The organism is Pseudomonas sp. N2-3-1-14, from assembly GCF_041228395.1.
GTDB lineage: Bacteria > Pseudomonadota > Gammaproteobacteria > Pseudomonadales > Pseudomonadaceae > Aquipseudomonas.
Window position 1 is genome coordinate 1,712,306 of sequence record NZ_CP166199.1, and the last position, 14,507, is coordinate 1,726,812.

The window sequence follows — 14,507 nt, forward strand, 5'->3', positions numbered from 1 at the left end:
GTAATGTTAAAGATTAATGGCCAACGCCTGTGGGCGAGCCTGATGGCCATGGCCGAGATCGGCGCCACGGCGCGTGGCGGCAGTTGCCGCCTGGCCCTGAGTGCCGAGGACCAGGCGGGTCGTGAACTGTTCAGCCATTGGTGCAACGCCGCCGGGCTGACATTGAGCGTGGATGCGATCGGCAACCTGTTCGCCCGTCGCGCCGGCACCGACAAAGACGCCGCCCCGGTGATGATGGGCAGCCACCTCGACACGCAGCCGGAAGGCGGGCGGTTCGACGGGGTTTACGGCGTGCTGGCCGGCCTGGAAGTGCTCCGCAGCCTTGACGATCACGGCATTCAAACCCGTAAGCCGCTGGAAATCGCGGTGTGGACGAATGAGGAGGGCGCCCGTTTCACCCCGGCCATGCTCGGCTCGGCGGTGTTCACCGGCAGCCTGGCACTCGACCAGGCGTTGGCCACCACCGATGGCGCCGGCATCACCGTCGCCGAGGCGTTGCGCAGCACCGGCTACAACGGCGAACGGCCCTTGGGTGGCGTGGTGGACGCGTATTTTGAAGCCCATATCGAGCAGGGCCCAATCCTGGAGGACAACGCCAAGAGCATCGGCGTGGTGACCGGTGGCCAGTCGATCCGCTGGCTCGACGTGCGGGTCGAAGGCGTGGCCGCGCATGCCGGCACCACGCCAATGCCCCTGCGCAAGGACGCGCTGTATGGCGCAGCCAACATGATCCAGGCGCTGGAAAACCTCGCCGCCGATTTCGCCCCCGAAGGCCTGACCACGGTCGGCGAGTTGAGCATCAGCAAGTCGTCGCGCAACACCATTCCCGGCTTGCTGACCTTCACTGTCGACCTGCGTCATCACCGCGACGCCGACATTGAAGCCATGGAGCAACAGGTGCGCGCGCGCCTGCACGCCATTGCCGAGAAGCGCGGCCTGACGGTCAGCATCAGTGCGCACTGGATCAGCCCGGCAACGCCGTTCGATGCCGATTGTGTGGCGTGCGTGCAGTCCTCGGTGGATGCCTTGGGCTACAGCCAGCAGCGCATCGTCAGCGGCGCCGGCCACGATGCGATTCACCTGGCACGGTACTGCCCGACGGCGATGATTTTTATCCCGTGTGTCGGTGGGCTCAGCCATAACGAAGCTGAAGACGTACTGCCCGAGGATGTGCGCCAAGGCACCGATGTATTGCTTAACGCCGTGTTGCAGCGCGCTGGCCACGCTGATTAACGACTCAACGCCAACACCTGGCTTGATTCGACTGCAGGCGCTGGTACGCCAGCGCCCAGAGGTTGGGTGTTTATACAGGAGCATCTCATGCGTACGTTTTTCCACCCCGAACAACTCTTGCACCACCCGCGCAGCTACTACTCCCGCGGCCAGATGCGCACGCCGCAGGAAGTCCCCGAGCGTGCGCGCAACTTGCTGGTGGCCGCACAGACCTTGGGCTTCGATATCCAGCCGCCTGCTGACTACGGCCTTGACCCATTGCTTGGCGTGCACGGCGCGCCTTATCTGACGTTTTTGCAGGAAGCCCATTCACGCTGGAAGGAGATCCCCGAAGACTGGGGCGACGAAGTCATGTCGAATATCTTCGTGCGCGAACCCAACGCCCTGCGCGGCATCCTTGCCCAAGCTGCGCGTTACCTGGCAGATGGCAGTTGCCCGGTCGGCGAGTTGACCTGGCGTTCGGCGTATTGGTCGGCGCAAAGTGCTGTCGCCGCCGCTAAGCACATCCTTGACGGCGCGCCGGCGGCCTACGCGCTGTGTCGCCCGCCGGGCCACCATGCTCGTTACGATGCGGCGGGTGGTTTCTGCTACATCAACAATGCGGCGGTGGCCGCCCAGGTTCTGCGCGAAGGCTTTGCGCGCGTGGCCGTGCTGGATACCGACATGCACCACGGCCAAGGCATCCAGGAGATTTTCTACGACCGCGACGACGTGCTCTATGTGTCGATCCACGGCGACCCGACCAACTTCTACCCGGGCGTCGCAGGCTTTGCCGACGAGCGCGGCGTGGCTGGCGGTGCAGGCTTTAACCTCAACCTGCCCATGGCCCATGGCGCCAGCGAAGCGGTGTTCTTCGAAAAACTCGAGTTGGCCTTGGCGGCGGTGAAGCAGTTCTCAGCGGATGTGCTGGTGTTGTCCTTGGGGTTCGATATCTACGAACTCGACCCACAAAGCAAAGTGGCGGTGACCCGTGAAGGGTTTGCGCGCCTGGGCGAATGCATCCGGCAGTTGGGCTTACCCTGCGTGATTGTGCAGGAGGGTGGCTATCACCTGGAAACACTGGACAGCAATGCGCAGGCGTTTTTCAGCGGCCCCAAGGCGTGGGTGTAATGAGCAGGCGATAACTTCCGTGGATGCGTGATATCTTTGTGACATCACGCGTCGTGATCGTTACGGAGGGTCGCATGAAAAAGCTTTCGTTGGTTGGGTTGCTGGTGGTTTTGATGGTCACCCCGATGTTCGCGGCGGCATGCCCCAAGGGCACGCATCCGGTGGGCGGCACGGGCTCGCACCACAAAGGCGGCACTTGCCAGTAGGCGTTGTTCGGTCTGTCGCGGGGCGGCGTCAGGGCTACTTGCCGTCGCTGGTCGCCGCCAGCGCGTCGTTCACCAGTTTGAGTACCCGGTTGCGCCCACCTTCGGCCACCAGGTAAGTGCCGTCTGCGGTTCGCACAATCGATTGCGGCGCCTTCAAAAACGACAGGATCGTGTGCTGGCGTCCCTGTTTGTCGATCAGCAACAAGCGTGCGCGGTGGGTGGCATCTTCATTGACCCACAGGCCTCGCTCATCGCACATCAAAAAGGTCGGCTGGTTAAGTTTGGCCAGCACCACCGGGTCACTGCCGTCGGCGCTCAGTTCGCGCACCCTGCCTTCTTTCTTTTTGGTGTAGAGCATGCGGCCATCCGTGCAGCGGATGATCGACTCCGCCTGGTCCAGGCCCTCGCGTATTACGCTTATGCTCTGGTCACTCCAGCGATAGCGCAGCAGGCGTCCTGCATGGCTGCGGTCTTCGATGGCATACAGGTAGTCGCCGTCATCCCACAGGCCTTGCACGTTTTCGCCTTTGAACAATTCGGTGACCGCGCCGTCCTTGAGAAAGCTGACGGGGGCGTTGCCGGTTTCCTGGCTGAACACCCAGCCGCCCCGCGTGGCCAACATCCCGTCGGGTTTGGACAGGTTGCCGAGCACGACATCGCGCGTTCCATCCAGCCGGATGTGCACGATGCTGCCCAGCCCGTCCTTGAGTTCCTGGGTGACCATCAACGAGCCGTCAGCCATGGGCATCAACGACGCGGCCTTGGCCACATCGGTGTGCAAAACCTGATAACTCCACGAATCGGCGGCGCGCACCGGGTAAAAACTTTGCCAGGCAAAAAAGCCCAGGGTGGCGGTGCACAGCAGGCCGAGCGCCCACGATGCGAGGCGCAGGGGCCGATAGTTGTTATTGGGTTGAGTCATTGTTCGGTGCCGGTAGCCGATTGCAAGGCCGGTCACGGTACCAAGCCTGTCACCGCACAGCATCCTGCAATTTAGCCCGGGCGGCCTGCGTGTCCCCCTTACTGGGTGCCTGGCAGGCCGTCCAGCCCGCGGCGGATCTTCTCCAGCAACTCGTCGATATGGAACGGTTTGGAGATCAGGTCCATGCCTTCCCCCAGGAAGCTTTGGCGATTCGCCGCGTTTTCCGCATACCCGGTCATGAACAGAATCGGCAGCGTGGGACGCAAGCCTCGGGCGACATCGGCCAATTCCCGCCCGGTCATGTAAGGCAGGCCCACGTCGGTAAGCAACAAGTCGATGCTGGTGTCCTGGTTCAGGGTGGCGATCGCTTCATCACCGTCGGCCGCCAGGCTGCAGCGGTAACCGGCGTCGACCAGCACCTCGGCGACGAAGCTGCGCACCGAAGGCATGTCCTCGACGATCAGCACGTGTTCGCCGCTGCTGAGCCCGGGCGCCGCAACGGGCTTGGTGGTTACGCTCGCCGGGCCCGAGGCAGCGGGCAGCATGATGGTGACCTCGGTGCCCTGGCGGGTGACGCTGCGGATTTGTGCGTCGCCGCCGGACTGGCGCGCAAAGCCGTAGATGGTCGACAGCCCCAGCCCGGTGCCCTGGCCCAGCGGCTTGGTGGTGAAGAAAGGGTCGAACACCTTGTCGATCACACTGTGTTCGATGCCCACGCCGTTATCGCGCACGGAGAGCGCGATGTAGGCGCCGTTTTCCAGTTTCAGGTTGCCGTTGGAGTAAGCAGGGTAGGTGGTCACCCAGATATTGCCGCCTTTGGGCAGCGCATCGCGGGCATTGATGACCAGGTTCAGCACTGCGCTTTCCAGTTGGATCGGATCGACCAGCGCCACGGCCGGGTGGGTCGTCAGCTCGAGTTTGAGCGCGATATGTTCACCGATCGTGCGCACCAGCAGCTCTTCCAGTGAGCGGATATGCGCGTTGATATCCACCGGGCGTGTGTCCAGAGGCTGCTGGCGGGCAAACGCGAGCAGGCGATTGGTCAGGCCGGCGGCGCTCAGGGCCGAGCTCAATGCGGCGTCGGCATAAGCCTTGACCTTCTCGGTATGCTGAGTGTCGAGGCGTTTTTTGATCAGCTCAAGGCTGGTGATAATCCCGGTCAGCAGGTTGTTGAAGTCGTGGGCGATGCCGCCGGTGAGTTTGCCCAGCGCGTCCATCTTCTGTGCCTGCAGCAACTGCGCCTCGGTGCGCGCCAGCTGCGTGGTGGCGTTGGTCAGCTCGGCCAGCTGATGGCGCTCGCGATGGCGATGCTCGGTGACGTCTTCGACAAACACCAGGCTCAGTTCGGCCCGGCGATAGGGCGAGATTTGCCACTCGGTTTCGCGCACCTGGCCGTCGACTTGCATTTGCAAGGTGCCTTTCCAGCGCTCTCCCGCGGCGAGACGCAGGCACAACTCCTGGATGACGGCGTGCTGATCGCTGGCGAAGCATTCGAGCAAGGCGTCAGGGTTCAGGTTGTCCTGGATCAGTTGGGCGAACGCGTGGTTGCATTCATGCACCTTCAACTGCGGGTCCATGACGGCTATCGGCGCGCTGATGTTGAAGAAGATTTCGCGAAAGCGCGCCTCGCTCTCGCGCAAGGCGTATTCGGTGTCACGCACGCGCAGCAAGGTGCGCAGGGTCGCCAGCAGCACGTCCGGGTCCACCGGGTGGATCAGGTAGGCATCGGCGCCGGCGTCCAGGCCGGTGATGATGTCGCCTGTCTCGATGGACGCAGCCGAGACATGCACCACCGGTAGCAGGGCGGTCGCCGGGTCGGCGCGCAGCGCGCGCACGATGTCGAAGCCACTCATGTCCGGCAGATTGACGTCGAGGATGAGCCCGTCGATCTTCTTGCTCGCGATCAGGTCCAGGCCCTCTTGGCCGGTGCCGGCTTCGAGCACGCGGTAGTGATGGCTTTCCAGGCGCCGGCGCAGGGCATAGCGGGTGGCGGCGTTGTCGTCGACGATCAGCAGCTGGATGTCACGATTCATCGGCAGGCCCGCCCGCGATAGACAGAGGAATGATCACAAAAAACATCGACCCAACGCCTGGGGCGCTTTGCACCCCGACCCGGCCACCGAGCAACTCGGCAAAGCGCTTGCACAGCGAGAGCCCCAGGCCGGTGCCGCGCAGGCGCTTTTGCAGCGGTGAGTCGATCTGGGAAAAGTCTTCGAACAGGTTGTTGTGCAGCTCGGCAGGAATGCCCAGGCCAGTGTCCTGCACCGCAAAGCGGATCTCGTGCGCGCTTTCCATGCGTGCCGACACGCGCACCTCACCTTGCAGGGTGAACTTCAGGGCATTGGAGATAAAGTTGCGCAGGATCTGCGCCAGCTTCTTGTCATCGGTGTAGAGCTTGGGCAAGCCCGAGGGCTCTTCAAAGATGAGGTCCACCGACGAGGCGTCGACGATCGGGCGGAACATCCCGCGCAATGCCGAGAACAGGTCGAACATGTCAAACCAGGCAGGCGAGATGGTAATGCGCCCGGCCTCGATCTTGGCCAGGTCGAGCAGGTCGTCCACCATCTCCCGCAGCTCGCGCGCCGAGCTGCGGATAAAGCCTACCTGGGTCTGCTGCTCGGGGCTCAAAGGGCCGTCGAGTTCATCGGCAAGCAAGCTGGTGATGCTCAGGATCGAGCCCAGGGGCGTGCGAAATTCATGACTCATGTACGACAGGAAGCGGCTTTTCAGGTCTGATGCCTGACGCAACTGGTCGGCCTGCATATCCAGTTCGGCATACAGTGCCAGCACACCCTGGTTGGTCTCATCCAACTCGGTACGCAAGGCGTCGGCTTCCTGGTGCAGGCGTTGCACTTGCTCAGTGAGCGAAGCAATGGTGTCAGCCATCAATGGCCTCCAGGGCAATCACGAAGACGGTAACGTCATCCCGGCCGCGACAGAAATCACGGTGAAGGATGGCGGCGATCAGGGCGGGGTGGCGGTGGCAAAGCCCGGGATAATCCGCAAGGTTCCAGCGTGACTGCAGCCCGTCGCTGTAAAGGATCAGCAGTTGGCCGCTGACCTGAGCGTAGTCGAAGGGTTGCGCCTTGCGAAACTGCACGCCGACGATGCCCGGGTGGGAAGCCAGCCCGCGCGACTTGCCGAAGCCAATCAGGCTGGCGCCGATATTGCCCACGCCGGTGAAACGCAGTCGGTCGGCCACGGCGTCGTATTGCGCCACGGCCACTGCGCCGCCCCGGGTGCCATTCATGCCGATATGCATGTCGTTGAACAGTGTGGTCGAGTCCTGGAAGGGGTCTTGGGCGAACATCTCTTCACCCGCGCGCGCCGCGCGCTCGGCTTCGCTGCCATGGCCCAGGCCGTCGGCAACCATCACGCTGAACTGGCCTGCTTCGATTGCCAGGTGCCAGGCGTCGCCACACGCCGGATCGTTGTGCAAGGAATGCTGGCTGACGCCATAGCGGATATCCCGCGCGTTCGAGGTGCGAGGGTAGAGCCGCGCCAACATCGCCGTGCCCCGATGATCGGCATGCACATCAAAGACCTGGGCCACGCGCGAGATGGCGCCCATGCCGATGCCTTGCGTGCCGCCCGTGGAGAACCCATCCACCAGGCAGCTTTCCAGGTCGAAGCCCTGGCCACGGTCGACGGCGATCATTTCGACACCCTGGTTGCCCGTGGCGCGCAGGTGCAGCTCGCCATGGGCGGCATGCTTGAGGATGTTGCTGGCAAGTTCGGTCGCTACCAGGGCCACGCGCCCGGCGTCGGTTTCATCAAAACCCAGCAGCTCGGCAAGCTGCTGGGCGCTGCGCCGGGCATAGCCGATTTGGCTGACATCTTCGATCAAAAGCACTTGGGTCAAGGCGCTGGGAATATTCAGGTCCATCGGGTGATCGTCACGCGTGTGCCCTTGCCGGGTGCGGTGTCCAGTTCAAACTCGTCCACCAGGCGCCTGGCGCCGGTCAGGCCCAGGCCCAGGCCGCTGCCGGAGGTCCAGCCGTCGGTCAGGGCCAGCTTGAGGTCGGGGATGCCGGGGCCTTCATCGCGAAAGGTCAGGCGCAGGCCGGGGCGATGGTCTCTTTCGACGACGCTCCAATCCATGTACCCGCCACCGCCGTAGACCACGGTGTTGCGCGCCAACTCACTGACGGCCGTGACCAGCTTGGTCAGGTCGATCAGGCGCATGCCGCAGTCCTGGGCCAGCCTGCGTACTAATTGTCTGGCCAGCACAACGTCCTGTTCGATCAGCACGGGATGCGTGCCGCTGCTGGCTTGGCTCATAAGTGTTCTACCCGGTCACGCAGCAGTTTCATGCCGCGCTCGACGTTCAATGCGGTCGCTACGCCGGGCAGGGTCATGCCCAGTTCCACCAGGGTAATGGCCACCGCCGGTTGCATGCCCACCAGCACGGTCTGCGCGTCCATGATGCGCGACAGGCCGGAAATGGTGCCGATCATGCGCCCGATAAACGAGTCCACCATGTCCAGCGCCGAAATGTCGATCAGCACGCCGCGCGCCGAGGTGCGGCTGATGCGTTCGGACAGGTCGTCCTGCAGCGTCATGGCCAGCTGGTCGTGCATGTCGACCTGAATGGTCACGAGCAAAAATTCGCCCATCTGCAAAATAGGGATGCGTTCCATGCTTAGACAGCCTTGCTGATGGTGACGCCCAGGCGTTTGAGCGCCAGCGCCAGGGCATCCGCCAAGTTGGCTTTGGTCACCACGCCTTGCAGGTCCAGACCCAGGTGCACGATGGTCTGGGCAATTTGTGGGCGTACGCCGCTGATGATGCAGTCGGCACCCATCAGGCGGATGGCGGTGACGGTTTTCAGCAAGTGCTGGGCCACCAGGGTGTCGACGGTCGGCACGCCGGTGATGTCGATAATGGCGATTTCCGAGCCGGTGTCGACGATGCGTTGCAGCAGCGACTCCATGACCACCTGAGTGCGTTGCGAGTCCAGGGTGCCAATCATCGGCAGGGCCAGCACGCCGTCCCACAGCTTCACCACGGGGGTGGACAACTCCAGCAATTCTTCCTGCTGGCGTTTGATGACCGACTCACGGGACTTCTGGAAGGTGCGGATGGTGTGCATGCCCAGCGAATCGAGCAGTTCGGACACTTCCCAGAGTTGCTCGGCCAGTTGCGCCGGTTGTTCGGCGTACTCCCGTTGCAGCAAGGTGAACACTGGGCCTTTAAGGGCGAAAATGAAGCTGGCGGTTTGTTGCGAGTCCTGGCCGATCAAGGCGCGGCTGTGCGACAGCTTTTCCAGGAAAACCCGGGTCTCAGCCCAGTTTTCATGGCTTATCTGCTGTGAGCCGCCTTGCAGAAGCGCGTCGATCAGCAGATTAAGAAAGTCGCCAGCTTGCTGTTTGACGTCATCACCCTTGACGTTTCGCGTGGCTCCCGAAGCCTCGAGGCTCGTAATCCATTCGGTCAGCAGGGCAGGGCGTTGGGTTTGCAGCGCCTGGATTGTATGAGCTTGAAGAGTTGCCACGAGAGTCTCCTTGAACGGCTTTGGTTGTTCGCGTGCAATTTATACTAAGTTGGGTTGTTTTAAATTGTTTCGTGGATTTTTCGTGTTGAAATCCCACGGTATTGCTAACTTTCGGGGTTGGTATACAAGCCAATCAGTTCCCGTCCTGGCTTAAGCGCGCGGCGTCGGCGCTGCCCTCGCTTGAACACTGTGTGTATCGACACCTGTCTCACGGGTTTTATCCACCGTATCTGCGAGTGGCGCCGATAAGGCGTCATACGCAGTGAAGGTAGCAGGTCGCTGCGGTGCGGGCGCACATAACGCGCTTATATCACTGGCTTGATCGTTGTAGCCGGGTTATCAATTCAAACCCGTGCAGGCATACATGGCGCGTCACCACAGCCCATACGATAATGCCCCCCAAATCGACCACACTGGCCCATCCCGTGATCATCAACTTCGACCTCAACGACCTCCAGGCTTTCCGCGCCGTGGTAGACAAGGGCAGTTTTCGCGGCGCCGCCGAGGCCATCCGCATCTCGCAGCCGGCGCTGAGCCGACGCATCGAAAAGCTTGAGTCCGCCCTTGAGGTGAAGTTGTTCGAGCGCACCACGCGGCGGGTCAGCCTGACCATGGTCGGGCGGGCATTCCTGCCGCAAGTGGAGCGCATGCTCGACGACCTTGATGTCGCCTTGATGGGCATCAGTAACGTCGCGTCCACACGCATGGGCAACGTGACCATTGCCTGTGTGCCGTCCACCGCTTACTACTTCATGCCTCACGTGATCTCCGAATTCCATAAGCTGTACCCCAAGATTCGTCTGCGCGTGCTGGACGCCAGCGCCGGCGAGGTGTGCAACGCGGTGGAAAGTGGCGAGGCGGATTTTGGCGTGAGTTTCAGTGGCAGCCTGGCCGACGAAGTGGAATTTGAACTGTTATTGCAGGAGCGCTACGTACTGGCCTGTCGGCGTGATCATCCGTTGGCCGAGCGCGAGAGCGTGACCTGGGCCGAGGCTTACGAGCACGACTACATCACCGTGGACAAAACCTCAGGCAACCGCTTCCTGCTGGACCAGGCGCTGCGTGGGGTGCGGGTGAAAAAACCGAGTATTTGCGAGACCCACCACGTGACCACGATGATCGGGTTGGTGGAGGCGGGGTTGGGCGTGGCGATGGTGCCGTCGATTGCGATGCCGGCGGGCACGCACCCGATTCTGGTAAGCGTGCCGCTGGTGGAACCGCAGGTGATGCGCAATGTGGGCTTGATCAAGCGCCGCGGGCGGACGTTGCCACCGGCGGCGCTGGAATTGGAACGGTTGGTGCGGGAGATGCCGTTTCGGTCAGTGTGACACCGAGTCCAACCCGGTGGATTGCACCAGCGGTTGCGCCTCGGGCGAGGCCAGGTACTGCAACAGTGCCTTGGCCTGCGCCGGATGTTGAGCGTTGACCGGAATGCCCGCCGCAAAGCGCGTCACCGATTGCACGTCTTCCGGGATCTTGCCGACGTAAGTCACGCCCGGCACCGGCAGCAATTCCGCCACCTGCTGCAGGCCCACCTCGTATTCACCCTTGGCGACCACCGAAGCCACCGGGATGCGCTCGATCATCTTGCCCTTGGCGGGCATGCCGAGCTTTTTGAACAGCTCCTTCTCGACATACACGCCGCTGGCGCTGTCCGAATACGCCACGGATTTGGCCTGGCTGAGCACCGCTTTCAACTCGGCATCGGTGCCGATCGCCGGCTTGGCGGCGCCTTGCTTGACCACCAGGCCGATGCGTGAATCGGCCAGCTCCACCCGCGAGGCCTTGTCGACCTTGCCCTGTTTGATCAAATCATCCAGGGCATAGCCCACCATGATCACCACGTCGGCGTGTTCGCCACGGGCCAGGCGGTTGGGAATCGCTTCCGGCGCCTTGCCCATGGACGGGCCGAGGATGGTGTCGAGGGTGTCGCCGCTTTGCTGGGCGTATTGCGGGCCCAGCAGTTTATAGGCGGCGGTGAAGCCCCCGGAGGTCATCACCTTGAGCTCTTCGGCCTGGGCCGTCAGCGCCAAAGCGCCGAGGGCCAGGGCGGTCAGGGTTTTGCACAGCGCCTTCATCATGCGGCCCCCTGCATCACCTGCCCGCGGGTATTGGCGCGGCGGTACAACGCGAGGGTCGAGCACAACGCGCACAAGGCGGCAAACATCATCCAGTAGGCCGGCGAGGCCTTGTCTTCGGTGATGTGAATGAACCAGGTGGAGATCGCCGGCGTGAAACCGCCAAAGATCGCTGTCGCCAGGCTATAGGCCAGCGAGAAGCCCGCCACGCGCACTTCCACCGGCATGATTTCGGTCAGCGCCGGAATCATCGCGCCGTTGTACATGCCGTACAGGAACGAGAACCACAGCAGGGTTTCCAGCATGTGGCCGAAGCTCGGTGCGTTGACCACAAACGACAGTGCCGGGTAGGCGGTGATCACGGTCAGCAGGGTCATCGCCACCAGCACCGGCTTGCGGCCGAAACGGTCACTCAGGGTGCCGCCGATTGGCAGCCAGACAAAGTTCGACACGGCCACCAGCAAGGTCACCAGCAGGGCGTCGGAGGTGCTCAGTTGCAGCACGGTCTTGCCGAAGGTCGGGGCGTACACGGTGATCAGGTAGAACGCGGTGGTGGTCATCGCCACCATCAGCATGCCGCCGATCACCACGGTCCAGTTCTTCACCAGGGTCGCCAGCACTTCGCGCATGGTCGGGCGATGTTTGCGGTTGGCGAACTCTTCGGTTTCCTGCAGGTTGCGCCGCAGTACGAAGATGAACGGGATGATGATGCAACCGATGGCGAACGGAATGCGCCAGCCCCAATCGGCAACCACGGCCGGTTGCATCCACACGTTCAGGCCGTAACCCAACGCGGCGGCCACCACGATGGAGATCTGTTGGCTGCCCGACTGCCAGCTGGTGTAGAAACCTTTGCGGCCCGGGGTGGCCATTTCGGAAAGGTAAACCGACACACCGCCCAGCTCCGCACCGGCAGAGAAGCCCTGCAGCAAGCGGCCCAGCAGCACCAGCAATGGCGCCCACAGGCCGATGGTTTGATAACCCGGCACCAACACGATCAACAGCGTACCGCTGGCCATGATCGACAGGGTCACGATCAACCCTTTGCGGCGACCGACGTCATCGATATAGGCACCCAGGATGATCGCGCCCAACGGTCGCATCAGGAAGCCTGCACCGAACACGGCGAAGGTCATCATTAATGACGCAAACTCATTAGCGGCGGGGAAGAACGCGGCGGCGATATAGGTGGCGTAGAAGCCGAACAGAAAGAAGTCGAACTGTTCGAGGAAGTTGCCCGAAGTGACGCGGAATACCGCACCCACTTTCGAGCGGGCAGAGTCGGGCCGGGAAGGGCTAGTCATGGTTTTGTGTCTCCAGCGTTCTTTTTAAAGTGCTTGTTTCGCTTAAGACCGCGGATAGTGGCTGACACATTTAGAAATGATAAGTGAGTAATTTGGATACATTGATGCGCCATGGCTATCAATCGCCGTGCGCGTCCAAAATTTCGCCACTGTTCTATGCTTGAAGCGGTGACCAATTCTTACGGATGGGAGGTGGCAATGCCTGACAAACACGAGCACCGGGATGAGCACGCGCATGAGCAACCTCGGCGACAGCCCGAAGAGGAAAAGCCGCAGACCTGGAAGCATCCGGACGATGGTACGGAGCTTTCCGAGCGAGATCAGGAGCGGCCGCTCAAGCCCTGATTGAATGAGCGAACGCAGTCTAAAGGTGGTAGCGGGCTTGCTCGCGAAGGCAATGTGTCAGTAACCAATGGGCTCACTGATTCACCGCCTTCGCCAACAAGCCCGCTCCTACATTGGCGCCACGATCAGCCTACGATCGGCGTACACAATTCCACCAGCGTGCCATCCGGGCAACGCACATACGACACCACCTGGCCCCAAGGCTTGGTGGCGGGTGGCGCCAGCTCTATCGCGCCGTGGGCCAGTGCTTTGGCATGGGCGACGAACACGTCTTCGGTCACAAACCCGACCTCCATCCCCAGCGGCCTTTTAGAGGCATGCGCCTGGACATGACCACCGTCGAAATTCAATTCGCCCAACTCATGCGCTGCAAACGAGAGCGTGGTGTCGCCGGTTTCAAGCTCGCCGTAGGTGCCCGATTCATGCAGGAAACGGCGACTGAAGCCGAAGGCTTTCTCGAAAAACATCAGAGAGGCGGCAACGTCGGGTACATAGATGATGGTGTAGGCAAATTTCACGATCAGGCGGTCCTTGCTGAGAGTGGATGAATGCAACGGCTCATGAAAGCAGCACGGAGACGGGAACCCCCCACGCCAACACCACAAACGCGATCACGGTTGCCAGGCACAGGCCGACAAACACCCGCGTCAGCGTCCTCACCGTGGGGTTGGCGATCCCCTTGACTACCCAGAGACAAAACCCGGCCACCACAATGGCCAGGGCAATAATGAACAGCACGATGGTGTTCCTGCGGCCTTCAAGCGCTGATTTATAATCCCAAAGCCGCCGGATGAACAGTGTTCACATAGACGCAGCCCCGCGGGCTTTCTAAACTGCGGCTTGTCTTGGGGAAAGGGGCAGGTGCCGATGAATCGCAATGAATTACGCAAGGCCGACATCAACCTGATGGTGGTCTTCGAAGCACTGATGCTCGAGCGCAATGTCACGCGGGTGGCGGAGAAGCTGTTTCTCGGTCAACCGACCATCAGTTCGGCCCTCAACCGTTTGCGCACCTTGTTCAATGACCCACTGTTTATTCGCGTCGGCCACCGTATGGAACCCACCGCGCGCGCCGAGGAGATCATTCAGCACCTGTCGCCGGCCCTGGATTCACTGTCGTCGGCCCTGAGCCTGACCCACGATTTCGACCCCACCCAGAGCACCATGACCTTTCGCATCGGCTTGTCCGATGACGTCGAGTTCGGCCTGCTGCCGCCCTTGCTGCGGGCGTTGCGCCAGGAAGCGCCGTTGGTGGTGTTCGTGGTGCAGCATGTGGATTACTGGCGCATTCCTGATCTGCTGGCGTCCGGCGATATCACCGTCGGCATCACCCAGACCCGCGGCCTGCCGGCGAACGCCAAACGTAAACTGCTGCGGCATATCCGCCCCTGCCTGCTGCGCGCCGACGCCTCGGACAAACCGCTGACCCTCGACGAATATTGCGCACGCCCTCATGTGCTGGTGTCCCACACCGCCAACGTGTCCGGGTTTGCCGATGAATGGCTGGCCGAAATTGGCCGCAAGCGCCATGTGGTGCTGTCGGTGCCGCAATACAGTGCGCTGCCGGCACTGCTCGCCGGCACTGACATGATCGCCAGCTTGCCGGACTACACCGCCCAGGCCATGGCCGCTGGCGGCAACCTGTTTTGCGAGCCCTTTCCGTTCGAAACGCCGACCCTGGACTTGTCCATGGTCTGGCTCAGCCACGTCGACACCGACCCGGCGGAACGCTGGATGCGCTCGCGGCTGGAGGCGTTCATGAGTGAGCGCGACATGCTGCCGGTGCTCGCGACAAAATCTTGAGATAACCCAATT

The 14,507-nt window shown here is 62.0% G+C and carries 17 protein-coding genes; 6 read left to right on the plus strand and 11 right to left on the minus strand.

What is annotated here, in order from left to right; genetic code table 11:
* The first annotated feature begins 3 nt into the window (after positions 1 to 3).
* The 3 genes from AB5I78_RS07905 (at position 4) to AB5I78_RS07915 (ending at position 2,549) form a co-directional block, all read left to right on the plus strand.
* The gene (locus tag AB5I78_RS07905) at positions 4 to 1,233 is read left to right on the plus strand and encodes a Zn-dependent hydrolase (RefSeq protein ID WP_369300676.1); all 1,230 of its coding nucleotides are present in this window, start codon (positions 4 to 6) and stop codon (positions 1,231 to 1,233) included.
* An 87-nt stretch (positions 1,234 to 1,320) separates the two neighbouring features.
* Positions 1,321 to 2,343, plus strand: coding sequence for a histone deacetylase family protein (locus AB5I78_RS07910; protein WP_145162925.1), 1,023 nt, complete (start codon positions 1,321 to 1,323; stop codon positions 2,341 to 2,343).
* Positions 2,344 to 2,417: 74 nt separating this feature from the next.
* Positions 2,418 to 2,549: a hypothetical protein gene (locus AB5I78_RS07915; RefSeq protein ID WP_256586935.1), complete on the plus strand. Its 132-nt coding sequence runs from the start codon at positions 2,418 to 2,420 to the stop codon at positions 2,547 to 2,549.
* A gap of 34 nt (positions 2,550 to 2,583) precedes the next feature.
* On the opposite strand, the gene AB5I78_RS07920 is transcribed toward AB5I78_RS07915, so the two are convergent.
* The 7 genes from AB5I78_RS07920 to AB5I78_RS07950 form a co-directional block, all read right to left on the minus strand.
* Positions 2,584 to 3,471, minus strand: a complete 888-nt coding sequence (locus tag AB5I78_RS07920; RefSeq protein ID WP_369300675.1) for a hypothetical protein — start codon at positions 3,469 to 3,471, stop codon at positions 2,584 to 2,586.
* A 98-nt stretch (positions 3,472 to 3,569) separates the two neighbouring features.
* Positions 3,570 to 5,504: a response regulator gene (locus AB5I78_RS07925; protein WP_242194044.1), complete on the minus strand. Its 1,935-nt coding sequence runs from the start codon at positions 5,502 to 5,504 to the stop codon at positions 3,570 to 3,572.
* On the minus strand, positions 5,494 to 6,357 hold the full coding sequence (locus AB5I78_RS07930) for a sensor histidine kinase KdpD (RefSeq protein WP_262207425.1): 864 nt from the start codon (positions 6,355 to 6,357) through the stop codon (positions 5,494 to 5,496). The genes AB5I78_RS07925 and AB5I78_RS07930 overlap by 11 nt, the downstream gene beginning before the upstream one ends.
* A complete protein-coding gene (locus AB5I78_RS07935) occupies positions 6,350 to 7,357 on the minus strand; it encodes an ATP-binding protein (RefSeq protein ID WP_369300673.1) in 1,008 nt (335 codons plus the stop codon). Before AB5I78_RS07935 ends, AB5I78_RS07930 begins: the two co-directional genes overlap by 8 nt.
* A complete protein-coding gene (locus AB5I78_RS07940; protein ID WP_145162933.1) occupies positions 7,348 to 7,752 on the minus strand; it encodes an ATP-binding protein in 405 nt (134 codons plus the stop codon). The genes AB5I78_RS07935 and AB5I78_RS07940 overlap by 10 nt, the downstream gene beginning before the upstream one ends.
* Positions 7,749 to 8,111: an STAS domain-containing protein gene (locus AB5I78_RS07945; RefSeq protein WP_106576990.1), complete on the minus strand. Its 363-nt coding sequence runs from the start codon at positions 8,109 to 8,111 to the stop codon at positions 7,749 to 7,751. Before AB5I78_RS07945 ends, AB5I78_RS07940 begins: the two co-directional genes overlap by 4 nt.
* A gap of 2 nt (positions 8,112 to 8,113) precedes the next feature.
* Positions 8,114 to 8,965 (minus strand): STAS domain-containing protein, encoded by an 852-nt coding sequence (locus AB5I78_RS07950; RefSeq protein ID WP_369300670.1) that lies wholly within the window; start codon positions 8,963 to 8,965, stop codon positions 8,114 to 8,116.
* Positions 8,966 to 9,390: 425 nt separating this feature from the next.
* Between AB5I78_RS07950 and AB5I78_RS07955 the strand changes: the two genes are divergently transcribed.
* Positions 9,391 to 10,293: a LysR family transcriptional regulator gene (locus AB5I78_RS07955; protein ID WP_106577295.1), complete on the plus strand. Its 903-nt coding sequence runs from the start codon at positions 9,391 to 9,393 to the stop codon at positions 10,291 to 10,293.
* Here the strand turns inward: AB5I78_RS07955 and AB5I78_RS07960 are convergent.
* Together AB5I78_RS07960 and AB5I78_RS07965 are read right to left on the minus strand one after the other, a co-directional pair.
* On the minus strand, positions 10,285 to 11,043 hold the full coding sequence (locus AB5I78_RS07960) for a substrate-binding domain-containing protein (RefSeq protein ID WP_145163244.1): 759 nt from the start codon (positions 11,041 to 11,043) through the stop codon (positions 10,285 to 10,287). The two genes, AB5I78_RS07955 and AB5I78_RS07960, sit on opposite strands and share 9 nt — an antisense overlap.
* Entirely contained in the window at positions 11,043 to 12,347 is a 1,305-nt protein-coding gene (locus tag AB5I78_RS07965; RefSeq protein ID WP_145162939.1) for an MFS transporter, read from the minus strand. The genes AB5I78_RS07960 and AB5I78_RS07965 overlap by 1 nt, the downstream gene beginning before the upstream one ends.
* Positions 12,348 to 12,458: 111 nt before the next feature.
* Here AB5I78_RS07965 and AB5I78_RS07970 point away from each other — a divergent pair, with 111 nt between their 5' ends.
* A complete protein-coding gene (locus tag AB5I78_RS07970) occupies positions 12,459 to 12,692 on the plus strand; it encodes a hypothetical protein (protein WP_369300792.1) in 234 nt (77 codons plus the stop codon).
* Positions 12,693 to 12,817: 125 nt separating this feature from the next.
* Here the strand turns inward: AB5I78_RS07970 and AB5I78_RS07975 are convergent, their stop codons facing one another.
* Both AB5I78_RS07975 and AB5I78_RS07980 read right to left on the minus strand, forming a co-directional pair.
* Positions 12,818 to 13,210 carry a VOC family protein gene (locus tag AB5I78_RS07975; RefSeq protein WP_145162941.1) on the minus strand — a complete coding sequence of 131 codons (393 nt, stop codon included), beginning with the start codon at positions 13,208 to 13,210 and terminating at the stop codon, positions 12,818 to 12,820.
* Between the two features lie 40 nt (positions 13,211 to 13,250).
* Positions 13,251 to 13,430, minus strand: a complete 180-nt coding sequence (locus AB5I78_RS07980) for a hypothetical protein (protein ID WP_106576985.1) — start codon at positions 13,428 to 13,430, stop codon at positions 13,251 to 13,253.
* Positions 13,431 to 13,559: 129 nt separating this feature from the next.
* On the opposite strand from AB5I78_RS07980, the gene AB5I78_RS07985 reads away from it, so the two are divergent.
* Positions 13,560 to 14,495: a LysR substrate-binding domain-containing protein gene (locus AB5I78_RS07985; RefSeq protein ID WP_106576984.1), complete on the plus strand. Its 936-nt coding sequence runs from the start codon at positions 13,560 to 13,562 to the stop codon at positions 14,493 to 14,495.
* Positions 14,496 to 14,507 lie beyond the last annotated feature (12 nt).

Excerpts from the sequence above, each read along its gene's own strand:
- AB5I78_RS07905 (WP_369300676.1), top strand. The coding sequence starts at position 4 with ATGTTAAAGATTAATGGCCAACGCCTGTGGGCGAGCCTGATGGCCATG.
- AB5I78_RS07910 (WP_145162925.1), top strand. The coding sequence starts at position 1,321 with ATGCGTACGTTTTTCCACCCCGAACAACTCTTGCACCACCCGCGCAGC.
- AB5I78_RS07915 (WP_256586935.1), top strand. The coding sequence starts at position 2,418 with ATGAAAAAGCTTTCGTTGGTTGGGTTGCTGGTGGTTTTGATGGTCACC.
- AB5I78_RS07920 (WP_369300675.1), bottom strand. The coding sequence starts at position 3,471 with ATGACTCAACCCAATAACAACTATCGGCCCCTGCGCCTCGCATCGTGG.
- AB5I78_RS07925 (WP_242194044.1), bottom strand. The coding sequence starts at position 5,504 with ATGAATCGTGACATCCAGCTGCTGATCGTCGACGACAACGCCGCCACC.
- AB5I78_RS07930 (WP_262207425.1), bottom strand. The coding sequence starts at position 6,357 with ATGGCTGACACCATTGCTTCGCTCACTGAGCAAGTGCAACGCCTGCAC.
- AB5I78_RS07935 (WP_369300673.1), bottom strand. The coding sequence starts at position 7,357 with ATGGACCTGAATATTCCCAGCGCCTTGACCCAAGTGCTTTTGATCGAA.
- AB5I78_RS07940 (WP_145162933.1), bottom strand. The coding sequence starts at position 7,752 with ATGAGCCAAGCCAGCAGCGGCACGCATCCCGTGCTGATCGAACAGGAC.
- AB5I78_RS07945 (WP_106576990.1), bottom strand. The coding sequence starts at position 8,111 with ATGGAACGCATCCCTATTTTGCAGATGGGCGAATTTTTGCTCGTGACC.
- AB5I78_RS07960 (WP_145163244.1), bottom strand. The coding sequence starts at position 11,043 with ATGAAGGCGCTGTGCAAAACCCTGACCGCCCTGGCCCTCGGCGCTTTG.
- AB5I78_RS07965 (WP_145162939.1), bottom strand. The coding sequence starts at position 12,347 with ATGACTAGCCCTTCCCGGCCCGACTCTGCCCGCTCGAAAGTGGGTGCG.
- AB5I78_RS07970 (WP_369300792.1), top strand. The coding sequence starts at position 12,459 with ATGGCTATCAATCGCCGTGCGCGTCCAAAATTTCGCCACTGTTCTATG.
- AB5I78_RS07985 (WP_106576984.1), top strand. The coding sequence starts at position 13,560 with ATGAATCGCAATGAATTACGCAAGGCCGACATCAACCTGATGGTGGTC.